Here is a 19,037-nt window from a genome sequence, read left to right on the forward strand (position 1 = left end):
CGATTAGACTGGCAGGCATCCATTAAGGAGGTCTCTATGAGCATCCCACTTTCTCCCATCGTTTCTGAGTTTGAAACTGAAGAGCAGGCTGCCAGCTATGACCGTTGGTTCCGTGCCAAGGTGCAGGCTTCAATTGATGATCCTCGACCTAGTATTCCGCATGATGAGGCTATGGCTGAGGTTGAGAGGATGTTAGAAGAGAGGCGCAAGGCTCGCTGGGCTGCTCGTTAAGTGGCGACCTGAGGCTATTTTGGTCTTGACTGAAATTATTGATTTCATTGAGCAGTACAACCCCGTTGCAGCGGCTTCGCTGCACCGTAACATTGTTGCTGCTACTGAACATTTGTCTTCAATGCCGTATGGATTCAAGCAAGGCCGCTTGTCAGGTACTCGGGAAATGGTTGTTCATCCAAACTATTTAGTTGTGTATCGCGTGATGGAGCAGGTTGAGATTCTGACGGTACTGCACACACGTCAAGAATACCCCTCGGATGCAATCGTTCCGCTCCACTCGACCTTGCGTCAATAGATACATAGGCTTACACCTTTGCGATCTACCAAGGCGTTTTCATGACCCGCGATACCCTCGAACGCAGCCAGATCCCTTTGTACTTCGTAGTCGTGCTGCTGGCGGCCGGTTTCGGTCTGCTCGCCCCGTCATCCGCCCACCACCTCAGCACACTAATCACACCCGCCATCGCGGTGCTGATGTACGCAATGTTCCTGCAAATCCCCTTTCTGGACGTGCGCCAAAGCCTGAGCAACAAGCGCTTCCTGTCAGCGTTACTGTTCGCCAACTTCATCCTCATTCCTTTACTGGTGTGGGCATTGACTAAAGGCCTGGCAGGACGCCCGGCACTGCTGGTAGGGGCGTTGCTGGTATTGCTGACCCCGTGCATCGACTACGTGGTGGTGTTTACCCATATCGGCAAGGGCGATTCGCGGCTGATGCTGGCGGCGACGCCGGTGTTGTTGTTGCTGCAATTGGCGTTGTTGCCGATTTATCTGGGCGTAATGCTCGGTTCGCAATCTGAGGTGGTGGTGGAGGTGGGGCCGTTTATCGAGGCGTTCCTCCTGCTGATCGTGGTGCCGATGGTTCTGGCGGTGCTCACCACTTCCCTGGCACGGCGATCCTCGCTCGTCAGTGCTTGGAACGACGCCTGGGCGTGGATGCCGGTGCCAGCGATGGCGCTGGTGCTGTTCGTGGTGATCGGCTCGCAAATCACCTCGGTGGTGCGGGATATTAACCTGTTGCTGCCGGTGATCCCGGTGTACATCGCTTTCCTGTTGCTGGCGCCGTTGATGGGCGCGCTGGCATCGCGGCTGTTTGCGCTGCCTGCGGTGACGGCCAGGGCGGTGACGTTCAGCGCATCGACGCGCAATTCGCTGGTGGTGTTGCCCTTGGCGCTGGCGCTTCCGGAGGATGTGCGCGGGTTGGCGGCGACGGCGGTGATCCTGCAAACCCTGGTCGAACTGCTGGGTGAGTTGATTTACGTTCGATTGATCCCGAAATGGGTGTGGCCCGTGGGTCGGTAAACACCGGAATATTCAGGTCTGTTCAGGCGCTATTCAGCAGGGCAGTCGGCACCATAAGTCGGCGCCCCTTACCTGACAGGTCAACCGATGGATCACCGCAACCGTTTTCGCCTGGAGTCCCTGGGCATTTTCCTGTTTGCCCTGCTGTTGTTCACCCTGGGTATCTGGGATCAGCAGCCCCAAGGGTTTGACGGACGCTGGGCGCTGTTCCTGCAAGAAATGTTTCGCCATGGCGCGAGTCTTTTCCCGACCACCTATGGTCAGCCCTACGCGGATTACCCCGGCACCGCGACGTTCTTCAGCTATGTGTTTGCCCGACTGTTTGGCGCGCCCAACCACCTGGCGAATGTGCTGCCCACTGCCCTGGCGTCTGCGGGTGTAGTGGCCGTGGTCTATCGCCTGCTGGTCCCGGCGAATCGACAGTGGGCACTGCTCACCGTGTTGTTGACCCTGCTCACCACTCAACTGCTCGAAAAGTCCCGCTCGGTCTGCCTGGATCAGATGGTGGCGTTGTTGTGTGTGGGAAGTTTCTACCTGCTGCACAGTGGCGGGCGCTGGAGGCGGCTTGCGGTGTTTCCGTTGTTCATCCTGGGCTTTGCGGTACGCGGGCCGCTGGGGTTGATCGAGGTCTGTGGCGTGGTGTGCGTGTACTGGGCGTTGGGCAAGCCTGGGGAGCGGGTGAAACAGGTGCTGGTTCACGGCGCTGTTGGCCTGGTGTTGCTGGCAGCCTGTTGGTGGTTGCTGGTGAAGTTGGCGCGCATCAGTGGGGGTGACGCCTTTGCCGACGAGGTGTTCAAGATGCAGGTGGGCGGCCGCCTTGATGAAACCGGCGAGCCGTTCTATTTCTACTTCCAGCTGAGCCTGTACCGCTACTTCCCGGTGGTGCCGTTGGCGCTGGCTACCATGATTGCGCTGCGTCATCGCTGGTCCGAGCGGCTCGAAGGCGATATGCAACTGGTGGTGCGACTCGGCGCTTGCGGCTTGATGATCTTGCTCGGGCTGTCGGTGCCGCACTTCAAGCGTGCCTATTACATCCTGCCCATGGTGCCAATGTTTGCGGCTGTCGCGGCCTATGGGCTGCTCCAGGCGCCGAGTTGGCTCTCGGGCGTGCGCCGATGCTACGAAGGGCTGGTCGTGGCGCTACCGGCGTTGTGCGTGGTTGTAGTCTTTATCTGTCGGCATGGGTGGCAAAAGCATGGTTACTGGCCCGACGTTTCGCTGCCACTGTTGATGGGTGTGCTGGTGGTGCTGCAAGTGGCAGCGCTGATTGCCTGGCGGCGAGGGGGGCGGTTGGTGCGGCTCAGCCTGATCGCATTGCTGGCGCAATGGTTGTTATTGATGGCGGTGGTGGAGCCGTCCAAGGATATGCAGTTCGATACCCGCAAGTTTGTCGGTCAGGTAGAAGCGTTGCGTGTCGAGACGCCTGGGCCGCTGGTGTTTATCAATCTGGGGCGAGACACGTGGGCGGTGCGCTACATGATGAACCTGGATCATGATGAGCAACCGCTGTTTATCGGCGGCCAACAGCTTGAGGGCTTGGAGGGCTTGCCTCGACCTGCCTGGGTAATCGTGTCGCGCAAGGAAACCGCACTGCTGCAAGGGACGCCGCTTGAGCGTCAGGCGCCGACTTTTGAGGGGCGGTTGAACGACAATCCGCTGATGGTGTTTTTGCTGAAATGAATCAGCAAGTTGCTGTATGTTCGCTGGCTGAGTGACCGATCGGTCACTCAGTCGACCTGTTTTTTGGAATTGCCGTACTGGAAGCATCATGGACATGACGAAAAAGGACTTTAAGCGGCCTGACTGTGGCCACGTGATCGGCCGTTCGCGAATTGGCTGGTTGAGCATCTGCTTCGACGGCGGCTGCAGCTACCCGGCGATGATCAATGTGCTGAGGGCGGTCTTCAAGCGCTATGGGCGCCTGGTGCGTTTTGGCGAGAAGCTGTCGGCCCAGGGTTGGATTGATCGGGTCGAGGAGCGGGGCTTTCAGATCTCCGATCAGGAGCGTGTGGCGGTGTTTACGTTGATGTGGGATGGCAAGTGAAAGATCTTCTGGGGCGATGCTGAATCGCCTCAGGCTAGATCGATAAATCCGAGGCAACAAAAAACCCGCACTAGGCGGGTTTTTTGTGTGTTTCAGATGACGTTTGCACCACCTGAAACTGAATAGTGGTGCCCAGAGACGGAATCGAACCGCCGACACGGGGATTTTCAATCCCCTGCTCTACCGACTGAGCTATCTGGGCAACGGGGCGCATTAAACGGGTTTTTCAGGGGGTCGTCAAGCAAGTTTTCAAAAAATATTTAATTATTACCGTCGCTTACGTGCAGACCCCGGTTTTTGATCAATTATTGAGCAGGCGGCACGTAGCCGTCGGCCTTGGCGTAATCTTCGCCGGAAAAGAACTTGTCCATTTCGCCCGCCAGGTATTTACGGTCTTCGGCGTTCATCATGTTCAGGCGTTTTTCGTTGATCAGCAGGGTCTGGTGTTTCAGCCAGTCGCCCCAGGCTTTGGCGGAGACGTGCTCGAAAATGTCCTGGCCCTTGGCGCCTGGGTACGGAGGGCGTTCGAGGCCTGGCAATTCTTCTTTGTACTTGCGGCACATGATGGTGCGGGTCATGACGGAACTCCTGCATTCAATACATCGGCCGCGCGCTTCAGCAGTTTTTTTACCGGGGCGGCAAGGCCCAGGCGCGGCGGGGTGGCGAGGTTATACCAGAGCCAGTCGGCCTCGGCCACGTGATGGGCGGTTTCCTCGACCTGGACCAGCCAGGGTTCGATGGCGAGTTGGAAGTGGCTGAAGGTGTGGATCAGCCCCGGCAGTGCCTGTTGCGTGCCCAGCTCCAGCGCGTGCTGGTGGGCCAGGTGTTCGAGGTCTTGCAGGTCATCCAGCTCCGGCAAACTCCACAGGCCGCCCCACAGGCCGGTCGAAGGGCGGCGGTAAAGCAGGATCGCGCCCTCGGCATTGGCCAGCAACGGCATCAGCGTGCGCTTCTGCGGGATGGTCTTGCGTGGCTTGGGGATCGGGTAGCGCGTTTCCAGGCCAAGCATGTGGGCTTCGCAGCCTTTTTCCAGCGGGCACAACAGGCAGCTGGGTTTGCTGCGGGTACAGAGCGTGGCGCCCATGTCCATCATCGCCTGAGTGTAGGCGTTGACGCGGTTATGGGGCGTGAAGCGTTCTGCGGTGGCCCACAGCTGCTTGGCCACCTTGGGCTCGCCTGGGTAGCCCTCTTGCGCGGTAAAGCGCGCCAGTACACGTTTGACGTTGCCGTCGAGGATCGGCGCACGCAGGCCCATGCTCAGGCTGGCGATTGCGCCGGCGGTGGACAAGCCGATGCCAGGCAGCTCGGTGAGCTTCTCGACATCCCTGGGAAACTCGCCGCCGTACTCGGCCACGACAATCTTCGCGGTTTTTTGCAGGTTGCGCGCCCGGGTGTAGTAACCCAGGCCGGTCCACAGGTGCAGCACTTCATCTTCCGGCGCAGCAGCCAGGGCCTCGACCGTCGGCAGCGAGGCCATGAAACGGTCGAAGTAATTGAGCACGGTGCTTACCTGGGTCTGCTGCAACATGATCTCCGAGACCCACACCCGGTAAGGCGTGATGCCCTGTTGCCAGGGCAGGTCGTGGCGACCGTGGCGGTCGTACCAGTCCAGCACCGCCGTTGAAAACTGCTCGTTTCTCATCGTTTGAAAAGGCCTTTCAAAGCGTCTTTGAGCTGTGGATTCACCTTGTCGAGCTTCTCTTCCAGCTTTTCGTTCAGGCGGTTGCCGGCCGCCTTGATCGCGACTTGGCCGAGGCCGTCCTTGTCCAGGCGGCAGGCCTTGGCGCCCAGTTCCAGCGGGCCACGGCAGCGCAGTGGCACTTCGATGCCCTGGAAGTTCGAGCCCACTTGGCAGGCTGGGTCCGGGGTTTCGCGCTGGTCGCCTTCGACGATGATGCCGACGCGGTAGTCCATGCCCAGCACGCGCAGGTCGACGTCGCCGTTGCCGTTGACGGTCAGGCCTGGGATGCGCACTTTCAGGTCAGGGTTGCTGGCCACACCGTTACGGAAGGTCAGGTTGCCCTTCAACTCCTGGAACGGGGTGTCCTTGCCCTGCGGCGTGCTGCTCAAGGTCTTGCGGTTGAGCAGGGCAATACCGGTGCACAGTTGCTGTTCGAGGTTGGCGTTGAGCAACACACCGTTGTTGATCACAAAGCTGGCGGTGCCGTTGAGGCTGTCGATCAGGGCTTTCTGGCTATTGCCGCGACCCGTGAGATTGCTGTCGAGGGTGATCTGGCCCTTCACCGGCGGGTTTTGCCCTTGGGCTTGCAGGATGCGTTCGACCGGCACTTGCTTGATATGGCTTTGCAGCGCCAGCAACGGAATGTCCTGGCGTACGTCAAGCGTACCGTTGGCCTGGAAAGTGCCGTTGTAGAGGCCGCCGCTCAAAGTGTCGAGCTTGAGCTGGCCATCGATGCCGGACGCCTTGAGCGCCGCATTCTGGATCGGCAGCTTGCTCAAGGTCAGTTGGCCGAAAGCCAGGTCGGCGTTCACATCCAGTGTGCGCAGGCGCGCCAGTGGCAGCAGTTTGTCGGTGCTCCAGGCGCCTTTGGTCGGCGCGTCGGGCAGCGGCGTGGTGCCGCCGGCGGCCATGGCACCGGCTTCGCTGTTCTGCACTTCAGCCTGGCGGGCTGCGGCTGCGCCCTTGGCGGATTCAGACTTGGCCGGCAGGTAGTTGTCGGCGTTGAAGGTGTCGCCCTTGAGCTGGACGCGCAGGGATTGCTTAGCGAAATCGTCCACGGCAAGGCGACCGGTGAAGGTGCTGCCGTCGAGTTTCAGGTTCAGGTCTTCCAGGGCCAGGCTGGTCGGCGTGCCCTTAAGGCGGCTGACCAGTTCGACCTTGCTCAGGCTGCCCTCGGCCATGGGCGGCAACGGGTGGCCGATGCCGTCGAGGAACTTGGCCAGGTCAAACTGGGCGATGGACAGCGCGCCGCTGAATTGCGGGGTCTTGTCCAGGTCGTTGACCTTCAGCTCACCCAAGGCACGCAGTTGATTGGCCGACAGTTTCATGTTGGTCCATTCGGCGATATTGGCCGCCTGGTCCACCAGCAATTGGCCCTGGGTGGAGAACGTCACAGTCTTGTCTTGCAGCGGCTCGCCCGTGGCTTCACCGGTGATCTTCATGTCTTCAAGCTGATAGCGCTTGAGCGCACGCTGGATGCGCAGGTTGCCGTTGAGCTCGGTCTTGACGCGCATTACCGGCTGGTTGCTGCCGAAGAACGCGGTGAGTTTCACCGGAATGCTGGCGCCTTCGTGCACGGCACCGGCGCTCAGCTGGATGCTTTCGGCGCTGAACTGCTTGCCGGTCTGCTCGTCGTTGTATTCGACGCGGGCCTTGTTGACCGTCAGGCTGTCGATGTCCAGGCGGATAGGCTTCGAGGGTTTTTCCGGTTCGGTCTCGGCAGGTTGCTCGGTCGAGCCGGGGCTGCCGGCGGTCGCCTCGGTCACGTTCTTGCCGATGTCTTCCCAGTTGCCATGGCCTTGCTTGTCGCGGGTGAGGCGCAGGTTCAGGCCTTCGACACGTACATCGCTCATCTGCACTTCGCGGCGCAGCAGCGGCAGCACGCGTACAGAGAGGCCGAGCATCTGCAGGTCGGCGAACGGTTGGGTCGGCGCGGTCAGGGTCGCCACGCTGGCTTCGTGCAGTTCCAGGCCAAGCCAGGGGAACAGGCTCCAGCCGATATCGCCATTGAGCGTCAGCTCGATGTGGGCCTTGTCGCGGGCAATCTGGCGAATCTCGTCTTTATAGTCGTTGGGATCGAAGAGATGGGTCAGGGCAAAGCCTAGAGCCACAATGATCAGCAACAGCCCGAGAAGTACCAGACCCAGGATTTTGCCGAACGCTTTCATGGGCGAGTCCTTGTATGTCGATTTCAAAATTTAGCCGCAGAGTATAACGCCCGACGGCCTGCGTCAGTGCCCCGATCGTTACATTGTATCCAGGGGCGGGGAAACGGGTTTTTGGCGTCAAACAAAACAGATTTCTCGAAAAAGGTGATATCAGTTTGGTTTTTCTGTCATCCACAGGTGCTAATCTGCGCAGGTTCGTCTGCCTTCTGCGACATAGCGTCGCGCTTAAATGGAGCTTTACTCAACAACAACGGCCAACGCTTTGCGTGCAAGGCCGAGGGAGAGAGCGCCTGACGGACACATACTAACAACTGGGGGAAACACCAATGAGCACTAGCACTGCGGCGGGTTCAACTGCCGCACAGCCTGCGTTCCTGTCCAAGGAACGCATCATCGCCAAGCCCGGCTTCAACCGCTGGCTGGTTCCACCGGCCGCCTTGGCCATCCACCTGTGCATCGGCATGGCCTACGGGTTCTCGGTGTTCTGGCTGCCACTGTCCAAGGCGCTGGGTATCACCAAACCGGTCGCTTGCGCGCCGGACATGAGCTTCATCAGCCAAGTCTTCTCGTCCCAGTGCGACTGGCCCATCTCCATGCTGGGCTGGATCTACACCCTGTTCTTCATCTTCCTGGGCTGCTCGGCAGCGATCTGGGGCGGCTGGCTGGAACACGCCGGGCCACGTAAGGCTGGCGTTGTATCGGCATTGTGCTGGTGCGGTGGCCTGTTGATCTCGGCGTTGGGTATCTATACCCACCAGATCTGGCTGATGTGGATCGGCTCCGGGGTCATCGGCGGTATCGGCCTGGGCCTGGGCTATATCTCGCCTGTGTCGACCCTGATCAAGTGGTTCCCGGACAAGCGTGGCATGGCCACCGGCATGGCGATCATGGGCTTTGGCGGCGGCGCGATGGTGGGTGCACCATTGGCGGCGGCACTGATGGGGCATTTCGCCACCCCTGACAGCGTGGGCGTATGGCAGAGCTTCCTGGTGATGGCTGCGATCTACTTCGTGTTCATGATCGGCGGCGCCTTGTCCTACCGCGTTCCGCCGACCGGCTGGAAGCCTGAGGGCTGGACCGCGCCGGCGAAAAAAGCCAGCAACGCGATGATCACCCACCGTCACGTGCACGTGAACGTGGCGTGGAAAACCCCGCAATTCCGCCTGGTCTGGCTGGTGCTGTGCCTGAACGTCTCCGCCGGTATCGGCATCCTCGGCATGGCTTCGCCACTGCTGCAGGAAGTGTTCGGCGGCAAGCTGCTGGGTGTGGATGTGCCGTTTGGCCAACTGGATGCGGGCCAATTGGCTTCCATCGCTGCCATCGCCGCAGGTTTCACCGGTCTGTTGAGCCTGTTCAACATCGGTGGCCGGTTCTTCTGGGCGTCGTTCTCCGACTACCTGGGCCGTAAAAACACCTACTTCGTGTTCTTCGCCCTGGGCTTTGCCCTGTACGCGCTGATCCCGAACCTGGGTCATCTGGGCAACGTGGCGCTGTTCGTGGCGGCGTTCTGCATCATCCTGTCGATGTACGGCGGTGGTTTTGCGACCGTTCCGGCCTACCTGGCCGACCTGTTCGGTACACAGATGGTCGGTGCGATCCACGGTCGTCTGCTGACAGCCTGGGCTGCGGCGGGTGTGCTGGGCCCGGTACTGGTGAACTACCTGCGTGAGTATCAGCTGAGCATCGGCGTTGAGCGCGCCGCCGCCTACGACATCACCTTGTACATCCTGGCTGGCCTGCTGGTGCTGGGTTTCATCTGCAACCTGCTGGTTCGTCCAGTGGCCGACAAGTACTTCATGACCGACGCCGAACTGGCCGCCGAACAGGCGCTGGGCCACGACAAAGGCGCGGACGCGACCACTTCCCTTGAGTGGAAAGCCGCCCCTGGCACCGTGCCGTTGGCAATCGCCGCGTGGCTGGTGGTGGGTATTCCGTTGGCGTGGGGTGTGTGGGTGACCCTGCAGAAGACGGCGGTACTGTTCCACTAAGTTGCAGTAATCAGACGGGCCTGGCTCCTGTGGGAGCCGGGCTTGTTGTGGCAAGCCCGCTCGCCACATAAGCGGGTACCCACATGTATGCACATGTCTATCCCCGACATTCCTCGCTTCAACTCGTCAGTCTTATCCCCTCCGATGTTTCTGTTTAGCGCCCGCGCCCCTATAATGGCTGCCTTTTTCGCCCAATGATTTTGCGGAGCTGGTGATGGCCGAACGTAAGGCGTCCGTCGAGCGCGACACTCTGGAAACCCAGATCAAAGCCTCGATCAACCTGGATGGCACCGGAAAGGCCCGATTTGATATCGGTGTACCTTTTCTTGAGCACATGCTGGACCAGATCGCCCGTCACGGGCTGATCGACCTGGATATCGTCAGCAAGGGCGACCTGCACATCGACGACCACCACACGGTGGAAGACGTGGGCATCACCCTCGGCCAGGCGTTTGCCAAGGCCATCGGCGACAAAAAAGGCATCCGTCGCTACGGCCACGCCTATGTCCCGCTGGACGAAGCGCTGTCGCGCGTAGTCATCGACTTCTCCGGCCGCCCAGGCCTGCAGATGCACGTGCCCTACACCCGCGCTACCGTGGGCGGCTTTGACGTCGACCTGTTCCAGGAATTCTTCCAGGGTTTCGTCAACCACGCACTCGTCAGCCTGCACATCGACAACCTGCGCGGCACCAACACCCACCACCAGATCGAAACCGTGTTCAAGGCTTTCGGCCGCGCGCTGCGCATGGCTGTCGAGCTGGATGACCGCATGGCCGGGCAAATGCCCTCGACCAAGGGCGTCCTGTAATGCAGACGGTCGCGGTTATCGATTACGGCATGGGTAACCTGCACTCGGTGGCCAAGGCCCTCGAACACGTAGGGGCCGGCAAGGTGCTGATCACCAGCGATGCCAGCGTGATTCGGGAAGCCGACCGGGTGGTGTTTCCCGGCGTCGGTGCGATTCGCGATTGCATGGCCGAGATCCGCCGCCTGGGCTTTGACAGCCTGGTGCGCGAAGTCAGCCAGGACCGTCCGTTCCTCGGTATCTGCGTGGGCATGCAAGCCTTGCTCGACCGCAGTGAAGAGAACGACGGCGTCGACTGCATTGGCTTGTTTCCAGGCCAGGTGAAGTTCTTCGGCAAGGACCTGCATGAAGACGGCGCTCACTTGAAAGTGCCACACATGGGTTGGAACGAAGTCAGCCAGACCGTCGACCACCCACTGTGGCACGACATTCCGGACCTGGCGCGTTTCTACTTCGTGCACAGCTACTACATCGCCGCCGGTAAACCGGGCCAGGTGGTGGGTGGCGGTCACTACGGCGTCGATTTCGCCGCCGCGTTGGCCGAGGGTTCGCGTTTTGCCGTGCAGTTCCACCCGGAGAAGAGCCATACCCATGGCCTGCAATTGCTGCAGAACTTCGCCGCCTGGAACGGGCGCTGGTAAATGGCCAGGAAGCCGAAGCAGCCGGTCTTGAACCTCACGCCTGAACAGGAGAGTGAGGCTACCCTCAAGATCAAGCGCTTCATGGAGGACCGCTTCGAGCTCAAATTGGGCTCGTTCGAGGTTGCCGAGATTCTTGAGCTGTTCACCACCGAAGTGGCTCCGCATTATTACAACAGGGCGATTTTCGATACGCAGACGCTCCTTAAAGAAAGGTTCGAAAGCATCGAAAGCGACCTGTGGTCGCTTGAGAAACCCTGATTTCCCAAGCATTGCTGAATATCGAATAAGGTTTGCCAGATGCTGATTATCCCCGCTATCGATCTCAAGGACGGCGCCTGCGTCCGTCTGCGCCAAGGCCGCATGGAAGACTCCACCGTGTTCTCCGATGACCCGGTGAGCATGGCTGCCAAATGGGTGGAAGGGGGCTGCCGTCGTCTGCATCTGGTGGACTTGAACGGCGCCTTCGAAGGTCAGCCAGTCAACGGCGAGGTGGTCACCGCGATCGCCAAGCGCTACCCGAACCTGCCGATCCAGATCGGCGGCGGTATCCGCTCCCTGGAAACCATCGAGCACTACGTCAAGGCCGGCGTGAGCTACGTGATCATCGGTACCAAGGCCGTGAAGGACCCTGCGTTCGTCGCCGAAGCTTGCCGCGCGTTCCCTGGCAAAGTGATCGTGGGCCTGGATGCCAAGGACGGTTTTGTCGCCACTGATGGCTGGGCTGAAATCAGCACCGTACAGGTCATCGACCTGGCCAAGCAGTTTGAAGCCGACGGCGTGTCCGCCATCGTTTATACCGACATCGCCAAAGACGGCATGATGCAGGGCTGCAACGTGCCATTCACCGCCGCGCTGGCCGCTGCGACCAAGATCCCGGTGATCGCTTCCGGCGGCATCCACAACCTGGGCGACATCAAATCGCTGCTGGACGCCAAGGCCCCTGGCATCATCGGCGCCATCACCGGCCGTGCGATCTACGAAGGCACCCTGGACGTCGCCGAAGCCCAGGCTTACTGCGACGCCTACAACGGCTGAGGACTGACCATGGCGCTGGCCAAACGCATCATCCCTTGCCTGGACGTCGACAACGGTCGCGTGGTCAAGGGCGTCAAGTTCGAGAACATCCGCGACGCCGGCGACCCGGTGGAAATCGCCCGTCGCTACGATGAGCAAGGTGCCGACGAGATTACCTTTCTCGACATCACCGCCAGCGTCGACGGCCGCGACACCACGTTGCATACCGTGGAGCGCATGGCCAGCCAGGTGTTCATCCCGCTGACCGTGGGCGGCGGCGTGCGCACCGTGCAAGACATCCGCAACCTGCTCAATGCCGGCGCGGACAAGGTCTCGATCAACACCGCCGCCGTGTTCAACCCGGAGTTTGTCGGTGAAGCCGCGCAGCACTTCGGCTCGCAATGCATCGTGGTCGCCATCGACGCCAAGAAGGTTTCCGGCCCGGGCGAAACCCCGCGCTGGGAGATCTTCACCCACGGCGGGCGCAAGCCTACCGGCCTCGACGCGGTGGAGTGGGCGATGAAGATGGAACGCCTGGGCGCCGGGGAAATCCTGCTGACCAGCATGGACCAGGACGGCATGAAAAACGGCTTCGACCTCGGCGTCACCCGTGCCATCAGCGACGCGCTGGGCATTCCGGTGATCGCTTCCGGCGGCGTCGGCAACCTGCAGCATTTGGCCGACGGCGTCATCGAAGGCCACGCCAGCGCGGTGCTGGCGGCGAGTATTTTCCACTTTGGCGAATACACCGTTCCTGAGGCAAAAGCCTACATGGCAGCGCGCGGTATCGTCGTTCGCTAAACGCTGCTGGACACCATGGCAAGTGCGCGGCACTCTCTGCGCTTGCCATGGATTCCGGTATCCCTTCATGTTCAAACATCTTCTGCTTGCCCTCGCCAGTACGTCCATCCTGTTGACGGGCTCGGCCCATGCCGAGGAACCGTCCGGCACCGCCCTGGTGCTGCTGACGGAAAACTTCCCGCCCTACAACATGGCGAAAAACGGCAAGAACTTCGCCAGGGAAGACAATATCGAAGGGATCGCCGTGGACATCGTGCACGAGACCTTCAAGCGTGCCGGCATTTCCTACAACCTGACCTTGCGCTTCCCTTGGGAGCGAATCTACAAACTCGCCCTGGAAAAACCCGGCTATGGCGTGTTCGTGATGGCCCGCCTGCCGGATCGCGAAGCCCTGTTCAAATGGGTCGGCCCCATCGGCCCGGACGACTGGGTGCTGCTGGCCAAGGCCGACAGCAAGATCCAGTTGGCCGACCTTGAGCATGCGCGCCGCTACAAGATTGGCGCCTACAAGGGCGATGCCATTGCCGAGACCCTGGAGAAGCAGGGGCTCAACCCGATCGTTGCGCTGCGTGACCAGGACAACGCGCAAAAACTGGTGGATGGCCAGATCGACCTATGGGCCACCGGCGATCCGGCGGGCCGTTACCTGGCCCGCCAGGTCGGGGTGACCCAACTGAAAACCGTCTTGCGTTTCAACAGTGCCCAGTTGTACCTGGCCCTGAACAAAGAGGTGCCGGATGAGGTGGTCGCCAAGCTTCAGGCAGCACTCGATCAGTTACGGGGTGAGGGTCTCGTCGAAGAGATCGTAGCTCGTTACCTCTAGCTCAGGCTGAGGTTGAGGCTGAGGGGGGCTCAACGGTTCGAGTGTCTCCTCGGGCTGCGGCTCGGTCCCTTGGGATTCGCTCAGGTAAATGTGATCACCATTGGTATAGCTGACGGTGCCTGACACTTGGCTGCCGTCCTGGCGTAACAGGCTGTATTCACTGTGCAGAAGATAGGCTGCAACGGCTTTGTTTGGCGCGACGTAGCTGATGATTTCCAACGGCGACGGTTGGCTCCAGCCCTTCGCCGAGCGTTGCGTATGCGTGAAGTCGCGGTGCAGATTCGCCGAAAAAGCTGGCTCAAAGGCGGCTGTGTGTAAGGGCCATTCCTTGCTCAGATCGACGTTTGTATTGAAGGCCAAGGCTTTGGCATTTCCTCCGTGCTCGCCTTTGGTGACAGTCCACATGAACGGCTGGCTGGTTGCCTCAGTGTTGTGCCCGAAGCCTGCTAGCCGGTGGCGATCGGTGCGCTCCAGTCGGTAAACCGGCGATGCCTGAAATTGTTCGATCACCGTCAATTCCGGGTCTTTCACACAGAACCAAGGCAGCTCGCATACATGGACGGTGGGCGTGGCTTCTTCAAGGGTAGGGCTTTCAGTCCCGACGAGAACCGGCGTTGGCGGCAGGTCGTTGAGCTGCGCGGTCAGTGCCAGGCGTAGGGAATAGGGCGCAAGGCCTGGCCTGGCATAGCTGTTGTTGGCGACGAACGTGCCGGGAGCCAAGTAGATTTCTCCCGCAGATGCATTGGGAGGCGTGATTGACCATGTGCTCAAATCGCTGGCGGAACCGCTGCCTTTGTCATTCCAGATCAGCTCGCCCACGTTGGACGCCACCACCAGATCTTCCCGTACGCAGCGCACGGCATGGAGCGAGGGTTTTTCGTAGTTCACGCCGTACACCAGCCCCAGCGGCACATAGCCTTGCGGTGGTATTGGGCGCCAGATAGACGCGTTGCTGAGTGCGCCGGTGCCTTCGTCGTGCCACACCAACTGGTAATCCACCGGCGGGCGCAGTGCTGTGCCATCGACCTTGTTGGCGTCGCTGACCACGGCGACGATTTTGCTTTGATTGATGTTGCGATAGTGATCGACCGCAATATCGCCCAATGAGAAAAACGGGTTCAGTGCGTCGGACGCTGTGCTGGGGCGCCACAAGCCGATGGCTTTGTGCGCACCTGATCCCTTGTCGTTCCACAGGGGCAGGAATTCGTTGGTGAAGCTGATGAGCAGGTCGTTGAATTGCAGAGAGTTCATGGGTGGATTCTCCAGTTGATGGACGCCTCAACTATCGGAGAATGAACGCGGTGCCGAGCGGTATCTATCTACGGGCCGGAAGGTAGATGCCGTTTTTTCCATGCCCTGCCATCGCCTGGTTGCTGCGCACGCTGATCATCAATTTGATATCGATCCAGTCGACACCCTGGGCCTTGAGCTTGGGCAGCTCGCGCTCAAGCACCGCGAGGGTCTGTGGATAGGGGTGACCGATCATCACTGCTGAGCCTTGCTTATGGGCGAGTTTGATCGCCGTTTGCAGTTGCGTGGTAATCGCCGCTTCGGTGCGCTCGTCATCGAGGAATACATCCCGTGAAACATGGGCCAGGCCAATCTTTTGGGCCTCGGCCGCCGCCACGGTTTGCGCGCTGGTGCGGCTATCGACAAAGAACTTGTTGCGCCGTTGCAGTTCAGCCATCAACCAGGCCATGGCCTGCGGTTGCGCGGTCATGCGGCTGCCCATGTGGTTGTTGATGCCGGCGGTGTAGGGCACGGCCTTGAAGGCGGCGTCCAAGCGCTTGCCGAGTTCTTCGATGGACAGCTCCGGATGCCAGGCAAACGGACCGGTGGCCGGATCCATGGGCATATGCAGGATCACGATCTTGCCGGCCCTGTGCGCTTCGCGGGCGAATTCGGCTGCGTGGGGCGTGTCGGGCATGATTGCCGTGGTCACCGGCCCAGGCAAGGCCAGCACACGCCGATCCCTGGGCAGGTTTTGCCCAAGGTCGTCGATGATGAGGGTCAGGTAGGCTTTGGGCGGCTCGTTGGCCGGGGTCGCGTGGGCGACTCCAGCCAGGCTGCACAGCACAGCGATGATCAGGGCAAAACGCATATCAACGGCTGCGCGTGATGCTCAGGCCCTTGAGCAGGCTCAGCGCCTGGGCCAACTGGTAATCGTCGTCCTGCGGCATCGGCTTGGCTTTCTTGCTGCTGCCGGTCGGCTGGTCGGCACCGCCGTTGCCATTGCCCAGGTGACCTTGCAGATCGGCCTCTTTGTAGTACTCGCTGTCGATCTCGTTGGTGATCTTGGCCTTGCGCACCTCGATGTCCGGCACGATACCTTGGGCCTGGATCGAACGGCCATTCGGCGTGTAGTACAACGCGGTGGTGATCTTCAGCGCACGGTCGTTGTTCAGCGGCAGCACGGTTTGCACCGAGCCTTTGCCAAAGCTGGTGGTGCCCATCAATACACCGCGTTTCTGGTCTTGCAGGGCGCCGGCGACAATCTCCGAGGCCGAGGCGCTGCCGCCGTTGATCAGCACGGCCAGGGGCACGTTTTCGCTGAGGTCGTTGCCGGTGGCCGAGAAGCGCAGCTCGGAGTTGGCGATACGGCCCTTGGTGTAGACGATCAGGCCCTTGGTGATGAAGTGGTCGACCACTTCCACGGCCGACTGCAGCACGCCGCCTGGGTTGTTACGCAGGTCGAGCACGATGCCGTTGAGCTTCTTGCCATTGTCCTTGCGCAGCTTGGCCAGGGCCTTGGCCACTTCGTCGCCGGTCTTGACCTGGAACTGGGTGATGCGGATGTAGCCGTAGCCCGACTCCAGCAGCTGGCTCTTCACGCTCTTGACCACAATGGTCGCGCGGGTCAGCGTCACGTCGAACGGGTTGCCGCCGTCGCGCACCAGGGTCAGGGTGATTTTCTGGCCGATCTTGCCGCGCATCTTGTCGACGGCTTCGGTCATGGTCTGGCCACGGGTCGGCTGGCCGTTGATCTTCACAATGAAGTCGCCGGCCTGGATGCCGGCCTTGGACGCCGGAGTGTCATCGATCGGCGAGACCACCTTGACGTTGCCGTCTTCGGAGCCGACTTCAATGCCCAGCCCGCCGAACTCACCGCTGGTGCTTTCCTGCAGCTCGGCGAAGTCTTCCGGGCCCAGGTAGGCGGAGTGCGGGTCGAGGTTGCTGAGCATGCCCTTGATGGCATTTTCCAGCAGGGTCTTGTCATCTACGGGTTCGACATACGCGGCTTTGATCCGGTCCATGACCTCGGCAAAGGTGCGCAGCTCGTCCAGCGGCAACGGCGCCTTGGTGGTAGCGGCCGAGGCAGCAGGTGCCGCCGGAGCGGCCTGGTCGGCAAATGCCAGAGGCGCGCCGATCACCAGGGCGATCGTCAGGGCCAGCGAAGTGAGGCGGGACAAATGCAGCATGTCGAACGAACTCCTAATGTAGATGCAGCCCTATCCTTGGGAACGGCACCATTGTGCAGGATCGCTCGGGCGACCCTGCTGACGAATAGCGAAGTACAGCGCCGGGGTGTCCTGGCCACCACTGTTACCGACAGTGGAGATGGATTCACCGGCTTTTACAACATCACCTGCCGACTTGAGTAAAGTCTGATTGTGGCCGTAAAGGCTCAAATAGCCATTACCGTGGTCAAGAATCACCAACAAACCTGCGCCGCGCAGCCAATCGGCAAACACCACGCGCCCACCGTGGACGGCGTGCACCTGGCTGCCGGCGGAGGCGCTGATCATCACGCCATCCCACTTCGCGCGGGTGTCATCGCCACGGGTTTCCCCAAAGCGTGCCAGTAGTCGACCATCAACGGGCCATGGAAGTTTGCCGCGGGCTGAAGCAAAAGGGCCGCCGAAGTTCTCGCCAGCACTGGAAACCAGCGGGCCAGGCGCTGCACGCGCCGGTTTACGCGGTGCCGGCGCGTCCGAGGTGGCAGCCAGCTCGGCCTCACGCTGGCGCTTTTTTTCGGCTTCCTGCTGGGCGATCAGCGCTTTCTGCCGCGCTTCTTCGGCCTCACGTGCCTGGCGGGCCAGGGTTTCTTCGATGGTCTTGAGCACTTTGGCCAGGTCAGCCTGGTCCTGCTCGCGGGCCTGCAGCTTGGCGTCACGGGCCTTTACGTCGTCATTGAGTTTGGCCAAGGCCAGTTGGCGTTCCTTGCGGACCTTGTCCAATTCGTTGCGCTGAGTGTCGAGGGCGACTTTCTGGTCTTGCAGCTGCGATTGCTGGTTGCCGATTTCCTGCTCGATGTTGACCAACTGGCGCAGGGTCTCATTGAAGCTTTTGAGTTGCTCCAGGCGGGCCTTGCTCAGGTAGTCGTAGTAGGTCAGGGTGCGCGCGAATTTCTCGGGGTTCTGCTGGTTGAGCAGCAACTTGAGGTATTCCTGGCGGCCGTTCTGGTAGGCGGCACGGGCCTGGATCGCGATCAGGCGTTGCTGTTCAACGCGTGCGCTCTGGAGTTTTTTTTTCTCAGCGTCGAGTCGCTCCAGTTCCGACTCGCTCTTCTTTAATTCTTTCTGCAGCTCCTGGACCTGCTTCTCCAGCTTGCCCATCTCGGTTTCCGTGCCGCGCAGGTCTTTCTGCACCCCGGATTTCTCTTCCTGGAGCTTGCCGAGCAGTTTTTTCAGCTCGGTAATGTCCTGACGCGTAGCGTCCAACTGTTGTTGGGTTTGTGCGCGCTCATCGGCAAACGCCGGTTGGAGCAGGCAGACAAGAGCAAGGGTAATCAAGGCGCGAAGCATAGAGGCGGGCGACACCAGGGAAATTGACGGCCTAGTATGCCCGCCAAGCGCGGCAAAAAAAACGCCTCAAAGCCAACTGCTTTGAGGCGTTCGTCATAAAAAGCCGTTTAGGGCGATTTAATCGGTTGGTTTAAGGGGTTAAACAAAATCGAAGAAACGCCTTGAAACGCTCCGCTTGAACGGAGTTTTGGTTCTGGGAATAGACTCTCGAACCCGCTCATAAGGTAGTCGGCCCGATCGGTAATGCCCCGTATTCATGAACTCAAAGGCCAGAAAACTTGGCTTGATCACGGCTTGCCCGATTTGCGTAGCCTCGACCGGGCTCTTCGGTCCTGTTCGCTTGAGGAAGTGGCGACAGGCAAGGACATTGCTGATGCTGTTGAAGTCGTGGCTTCCAACTTGGGATTTACCGATTCAGCGTCCTCAGAAATTCGTATCGTTTCTCCGTTAGGAGAAGTGTTGATCCGGCGTGTAACCCTGCGGCACATAGTTGAAAAGCGACAAGATGCCAGAGAGCGATATGTAAAGTTCGCGCTGGATACACTGACCGGGCCTCTGGAAATTTGGCGTGTCGCTTACAGTGATGGCTCGACTCGTTTGGCCTTCATTGGCGCTTATGAAACCAAACGGCAAATGCTGGTGGTTGTGAATATCCAGGCAGGCAATCTGCTGTGGAATTTCATGCAGACCGATGCCAAGGCCTTGAACAAGCACCGTCATGGCGAACTGATCTACAGGCGCTACCAACTTTTATAGCAGGCAAAGAAAAGGGCAGTTCGAGAGAACTGCCC

The 19,037-nt window shown here is 60.2% G+C and carries 20 protein-coding genes and 1 tRNA gene; 13 read left to right on the plus strand and 8 right to left on the minus strand.

The features are described from left to right. The first annotated feature begins 36 nt into the window (after positions 1-36). From ACP7EW_RS19865 to ACP7EW_RS19885, 5 genes are all read left to right on the plus strand, one after another. Positions 37-231, plus strand: a complete 195-nt coding sequence (locus tag ACP7EW_RS19865) for a type II toxin-antitoxin system RelB family antitoxin (protein WP_269132562.1) — start codon at positions 37-39, stop codon at positions 229-231. Next, positions 221-529 (plus strand): type II toxin-antitoxin system RelE/ParE family toxin, encoded by a 309-nt coding sequence (locus tag ACP7EW_RS19870; RefSeq protein ID WP_426219583.1) that lies wholly within the window; start codon positions 221-223, stop codon positions 527-529. Before ACP7EW_RS19865 ends, ACP7EW_RS19870 begins: the two co-directional genes overlap by 11 nt. Before the next feature lie 41 nt (positions 530-570). Then, complete coding sequence (locus ACP7EW_RS19875; protein ID WP_426219157.1) at positions 571-1,536, plus strand: arsenic resistance protein; 966 nt, start codon at positions 571-573, stop codon at positions 1,534-1,536. 87 nt (positions 1,537-1,623) lie between these two features. Beyond that, the gene (locus tag ACP7EW_RS19880) at positions 1,624-3,216 is read left to right on the plus strand and encodes an ArnT family glycosyltransferase (RefSeq protein WP_426219161.1); all 1,593 of its coding nucleotides are present in this window, start codon (positions 1,624-1,626) and stop codon (positions 3,214-3,216) included. A gap of 88 nt (positions 3,217-3,304) precedes the next feature. After that, positions 3,305-3,580, plus strand: coding sequence for a hypothetical protein (locus tag ACP7EW_RS19885; RefSeq protein WP_028615360.1), 276 nt, complete (start codon positions 3,305-3,307; stop codon positions 3,578-3,580). A gap of 126 nt (positions 3,581-3,706) precedes the next feature. Here the strand turns inward: ACP7EW_RS19885 and ACP7EW_RS19890 are convergent. The 4 genes from ACP7EW_RS19890 to ACP7EW_RS19905 form a co-directional block, all read right to left on the minus strand. Then, positions 3,707-3,782 (minus strand) — tRNA-Phe (locus tag ACP7EW_RS19890). 103 nt (positions 3,783-3,885) lie between these two features. After that, positions 3,886-4,158, minus strand: a complete 273-nt coding sequence (locus ACP7EW_RS19895) for an oxidative damage protection protein (RefSeq protein ID WP_010213895.1) — start codon at positions 4,156-4,158, stop codon at positions 3,886-3,888. After that, entirely contained in the window at positions 4,155-5,222 is a 1,068-nt protein-coding gene (mutY, locus tag ACP7EW_RS19900) for an A/G-specific adenine glycosylase (RefSeq protein ID WP_426219163.1), read from the minus strand. Before mutY ends, ACP7EW_RS19895 begins: the two co-directional genes overlap by 4 nt. Beyond that, entirely contained in the window at positions 5,219-7,429 is a 2,211-nt protein-coding gene (locus tag ACP7EW_RS19905) for an AsmA family protein (RefSeq protein WP_426219165.1), read from the minus strand. Before ACP7EW_RS19905 ends, mutY begins: the two co-directional genes overlap by 4 nt. A 326-nt stretch (positions 7,430-7,755) precedes the next feature. On the opposite strand from ACP7EW_RS19905, the gene ACP7EW_RS19910 reads away from it, so the two are divergent. The 7 genes from ACP7EW_RS19910 (at position 7,756) to ACP7EW_RS19940 (ending at position 13,501) form a co-directional block, all read left to right on the plus strand. Continuing rightward, positions 7,756-9,417: an OFA family MFS transporter gene (locus ACP7EW_RS19910; RefSeq protein ID WP_033896905.1), complete on the plus strand. Its 1,662-nt coding sequence runs from the start codon at positions 7,756-7,758 to the stop codon at positions 9,415-9,417. Positions 9,418-9,631: 214 nt separating this feature from the next. Then, entirely contained in the window at positions 9,632-10,225 is a 594-nt protein-coding gene (gene hisB, locus ACP7EW_RS19915) for an imidazoleglycerol-phosphate dehydratase HisB (RefSeq protein ID WP_003218037.1), read from the plus strand. Continuing rightward, positions 10,225-10,863 (plus strand): imidazole glycerol phosphate synthase subunit HisH, encoded by a 639-nt coding sequence (gene hisH / locus ACP7EW_RS19920; protein ID WP_426219167.1) that lies wholly within the window; start codon positions 10,225-10,227, stop codon positions 10,861-10,863. Before hisB ends, hisH begins: the two co-directional genes overlap by 1 nt. Then, the gene (locus ACP7EW_RS19925; RefSeq protein ID WP_012721747.1) at positions 10,864-11,121 is read left to right on the plus strand and encodes a DUF2164 domain-containing protein; all 258 of its coding nucleotides are present in this window, start codon (positions 10,864-10,866) and stop codon (positions 11,119-11,121) included. It begins immediately after the preceding gene. A 39-nt stretch (positions 11,122-11,160) separates the two neighbouring features. Beyond that, a complete protein-coding gene (hisA, locus tag ACP7EW_RS19930) occupies positions 11,161-11,898 on the plus strand; it encodes a 1-(5-phosphoribosyl)-5-[(5-phosphoribosylamino)methylideneamino]imidazole-4-carboxamide isomerase (protein ID WP_003187784.1) in 738 nt (245 codons plus the stop codon). Positions 11,899-11,907: 9 nt separating this feature from the next. After that, positions 11,908-12,678 carry an imidazole glycerol phosphate synthase subunit HisF gene (gene hisF, locus ACP7EW_RS19935; RefSeq protein ID WP_426219169.1) on the plus strand — a complete coding sequence of 257 codons (771 nt, stop codon included), beginning with the start codon at positions 11,908-11,910 and terminating at the stop codon, positions 12,676-12,678. Between the two features lie 67 nt (positions 12,679-12,745). Continuing rightward, on the plus strand, positions 12,746-13,501 hold the full coding sequence (locus tag ACP7EW_RS19940) for a substrate-binding periplasmic protein (protein ID WP_426219171.1): 756 nt from the start codon (positions 12,746-12,748) through the stop codon (positions 13,499-13,501). On the opposite strand, the gene ACP7EW_RS19945 is transcribed toward ACP7EW_RS19940, so the two are convergent. The 4 genes from ACP7EW_RS19945 to ACP7EW_RS19960 all read right to left on the minus strand — a co-directional run bounded on the left by ACP7EW_RS19945 (position 13,454) and on the right by ACP7EW_RS19960 (position 18,246). Beyond that, a complete protein-coding gene (locus ACP7EW_RS19945; protein WP_426219173.1) occupies positions 13,454-14,752 on the minus strand; it encodes a Vps62-related protein in 1,299 nt (432 codons plus the stop codon). The two genes, ACP7EW_RS19940 and ACP7EW_RS19945, sit on opposite strands and share 48 nt — an antisense overlap. A 64-nt stretch (positions 14,753-14,816) precedes the next feature. Then, a complete protein-coding gene (locus ACP7EW_RS19950; protein WP_426219175.1) occupies positions 14,817-15,602 on the minus strand; it encodes a divergent polysaccharide deacetylase family protein in 786 nt (261 codons plus the stop codon). A 1-nt stretch (position 15,603) separates the two neighbouring features. Further along, positions 15,604-16,920 carry a S41 family peptidase gene (locus ACP7EW_RS19955; RefSeq protein ID WP_033896914.1) on the minus strand — a complete coding sequence of 439 codons (1,317 nt, stop codon included), beginning with the start codon at positions 16,918-16,920 and terminating at the stop codon, positions 15,604-15,606. Between the two features lie 30 nt (positions 16,921-16,950). Continuing rightward, the gene (locus tag ACP7EW_RS19960) at positions 16,951-18,246 is read right to left on the minus strand and encodes a murein hydrolase activator EnvC family protein (RefSeq protein WP_426219177.1); all 1,296 of its coding nucleotides are present in this window, start codon (positions 18,244-18,246) and stop codon (positions 16,951-16,953) included. Between the two features lie 243 nt (positions 18,247-18,489). Here ACP7EW_RS19960 and ACP7EW_RS19965 point away from each other — a divergent pair, with 243 nt between their 5' ends. Beyond that, positions 18,490-19,002: a PBECR2 nuclease fold domain-containing protein gene (locus ACP7EW_RS19965; RefSeq protein ID WP_426219179.1), complete on the plus strand. Its 513-nt coding sequence runs from the start codon at positions 18,490-18,492 to the stop codon at positions 19,000-19,002. Positions 19,003-19,037 lie beyond the last annotated feature (35 nt).

The sequence above is a fragment of the Pseudomonas sp. DWRC2-2 genome, from assembly GCF_049897885.1.
Classification (GTDB): Bacteria; Pseudomonadota; Gammaproteobacteria; order Pseudomonadales; family Pseudomonadaceae; genus Aquipseudomonas; species Aquipseudomonas azotoformans_A.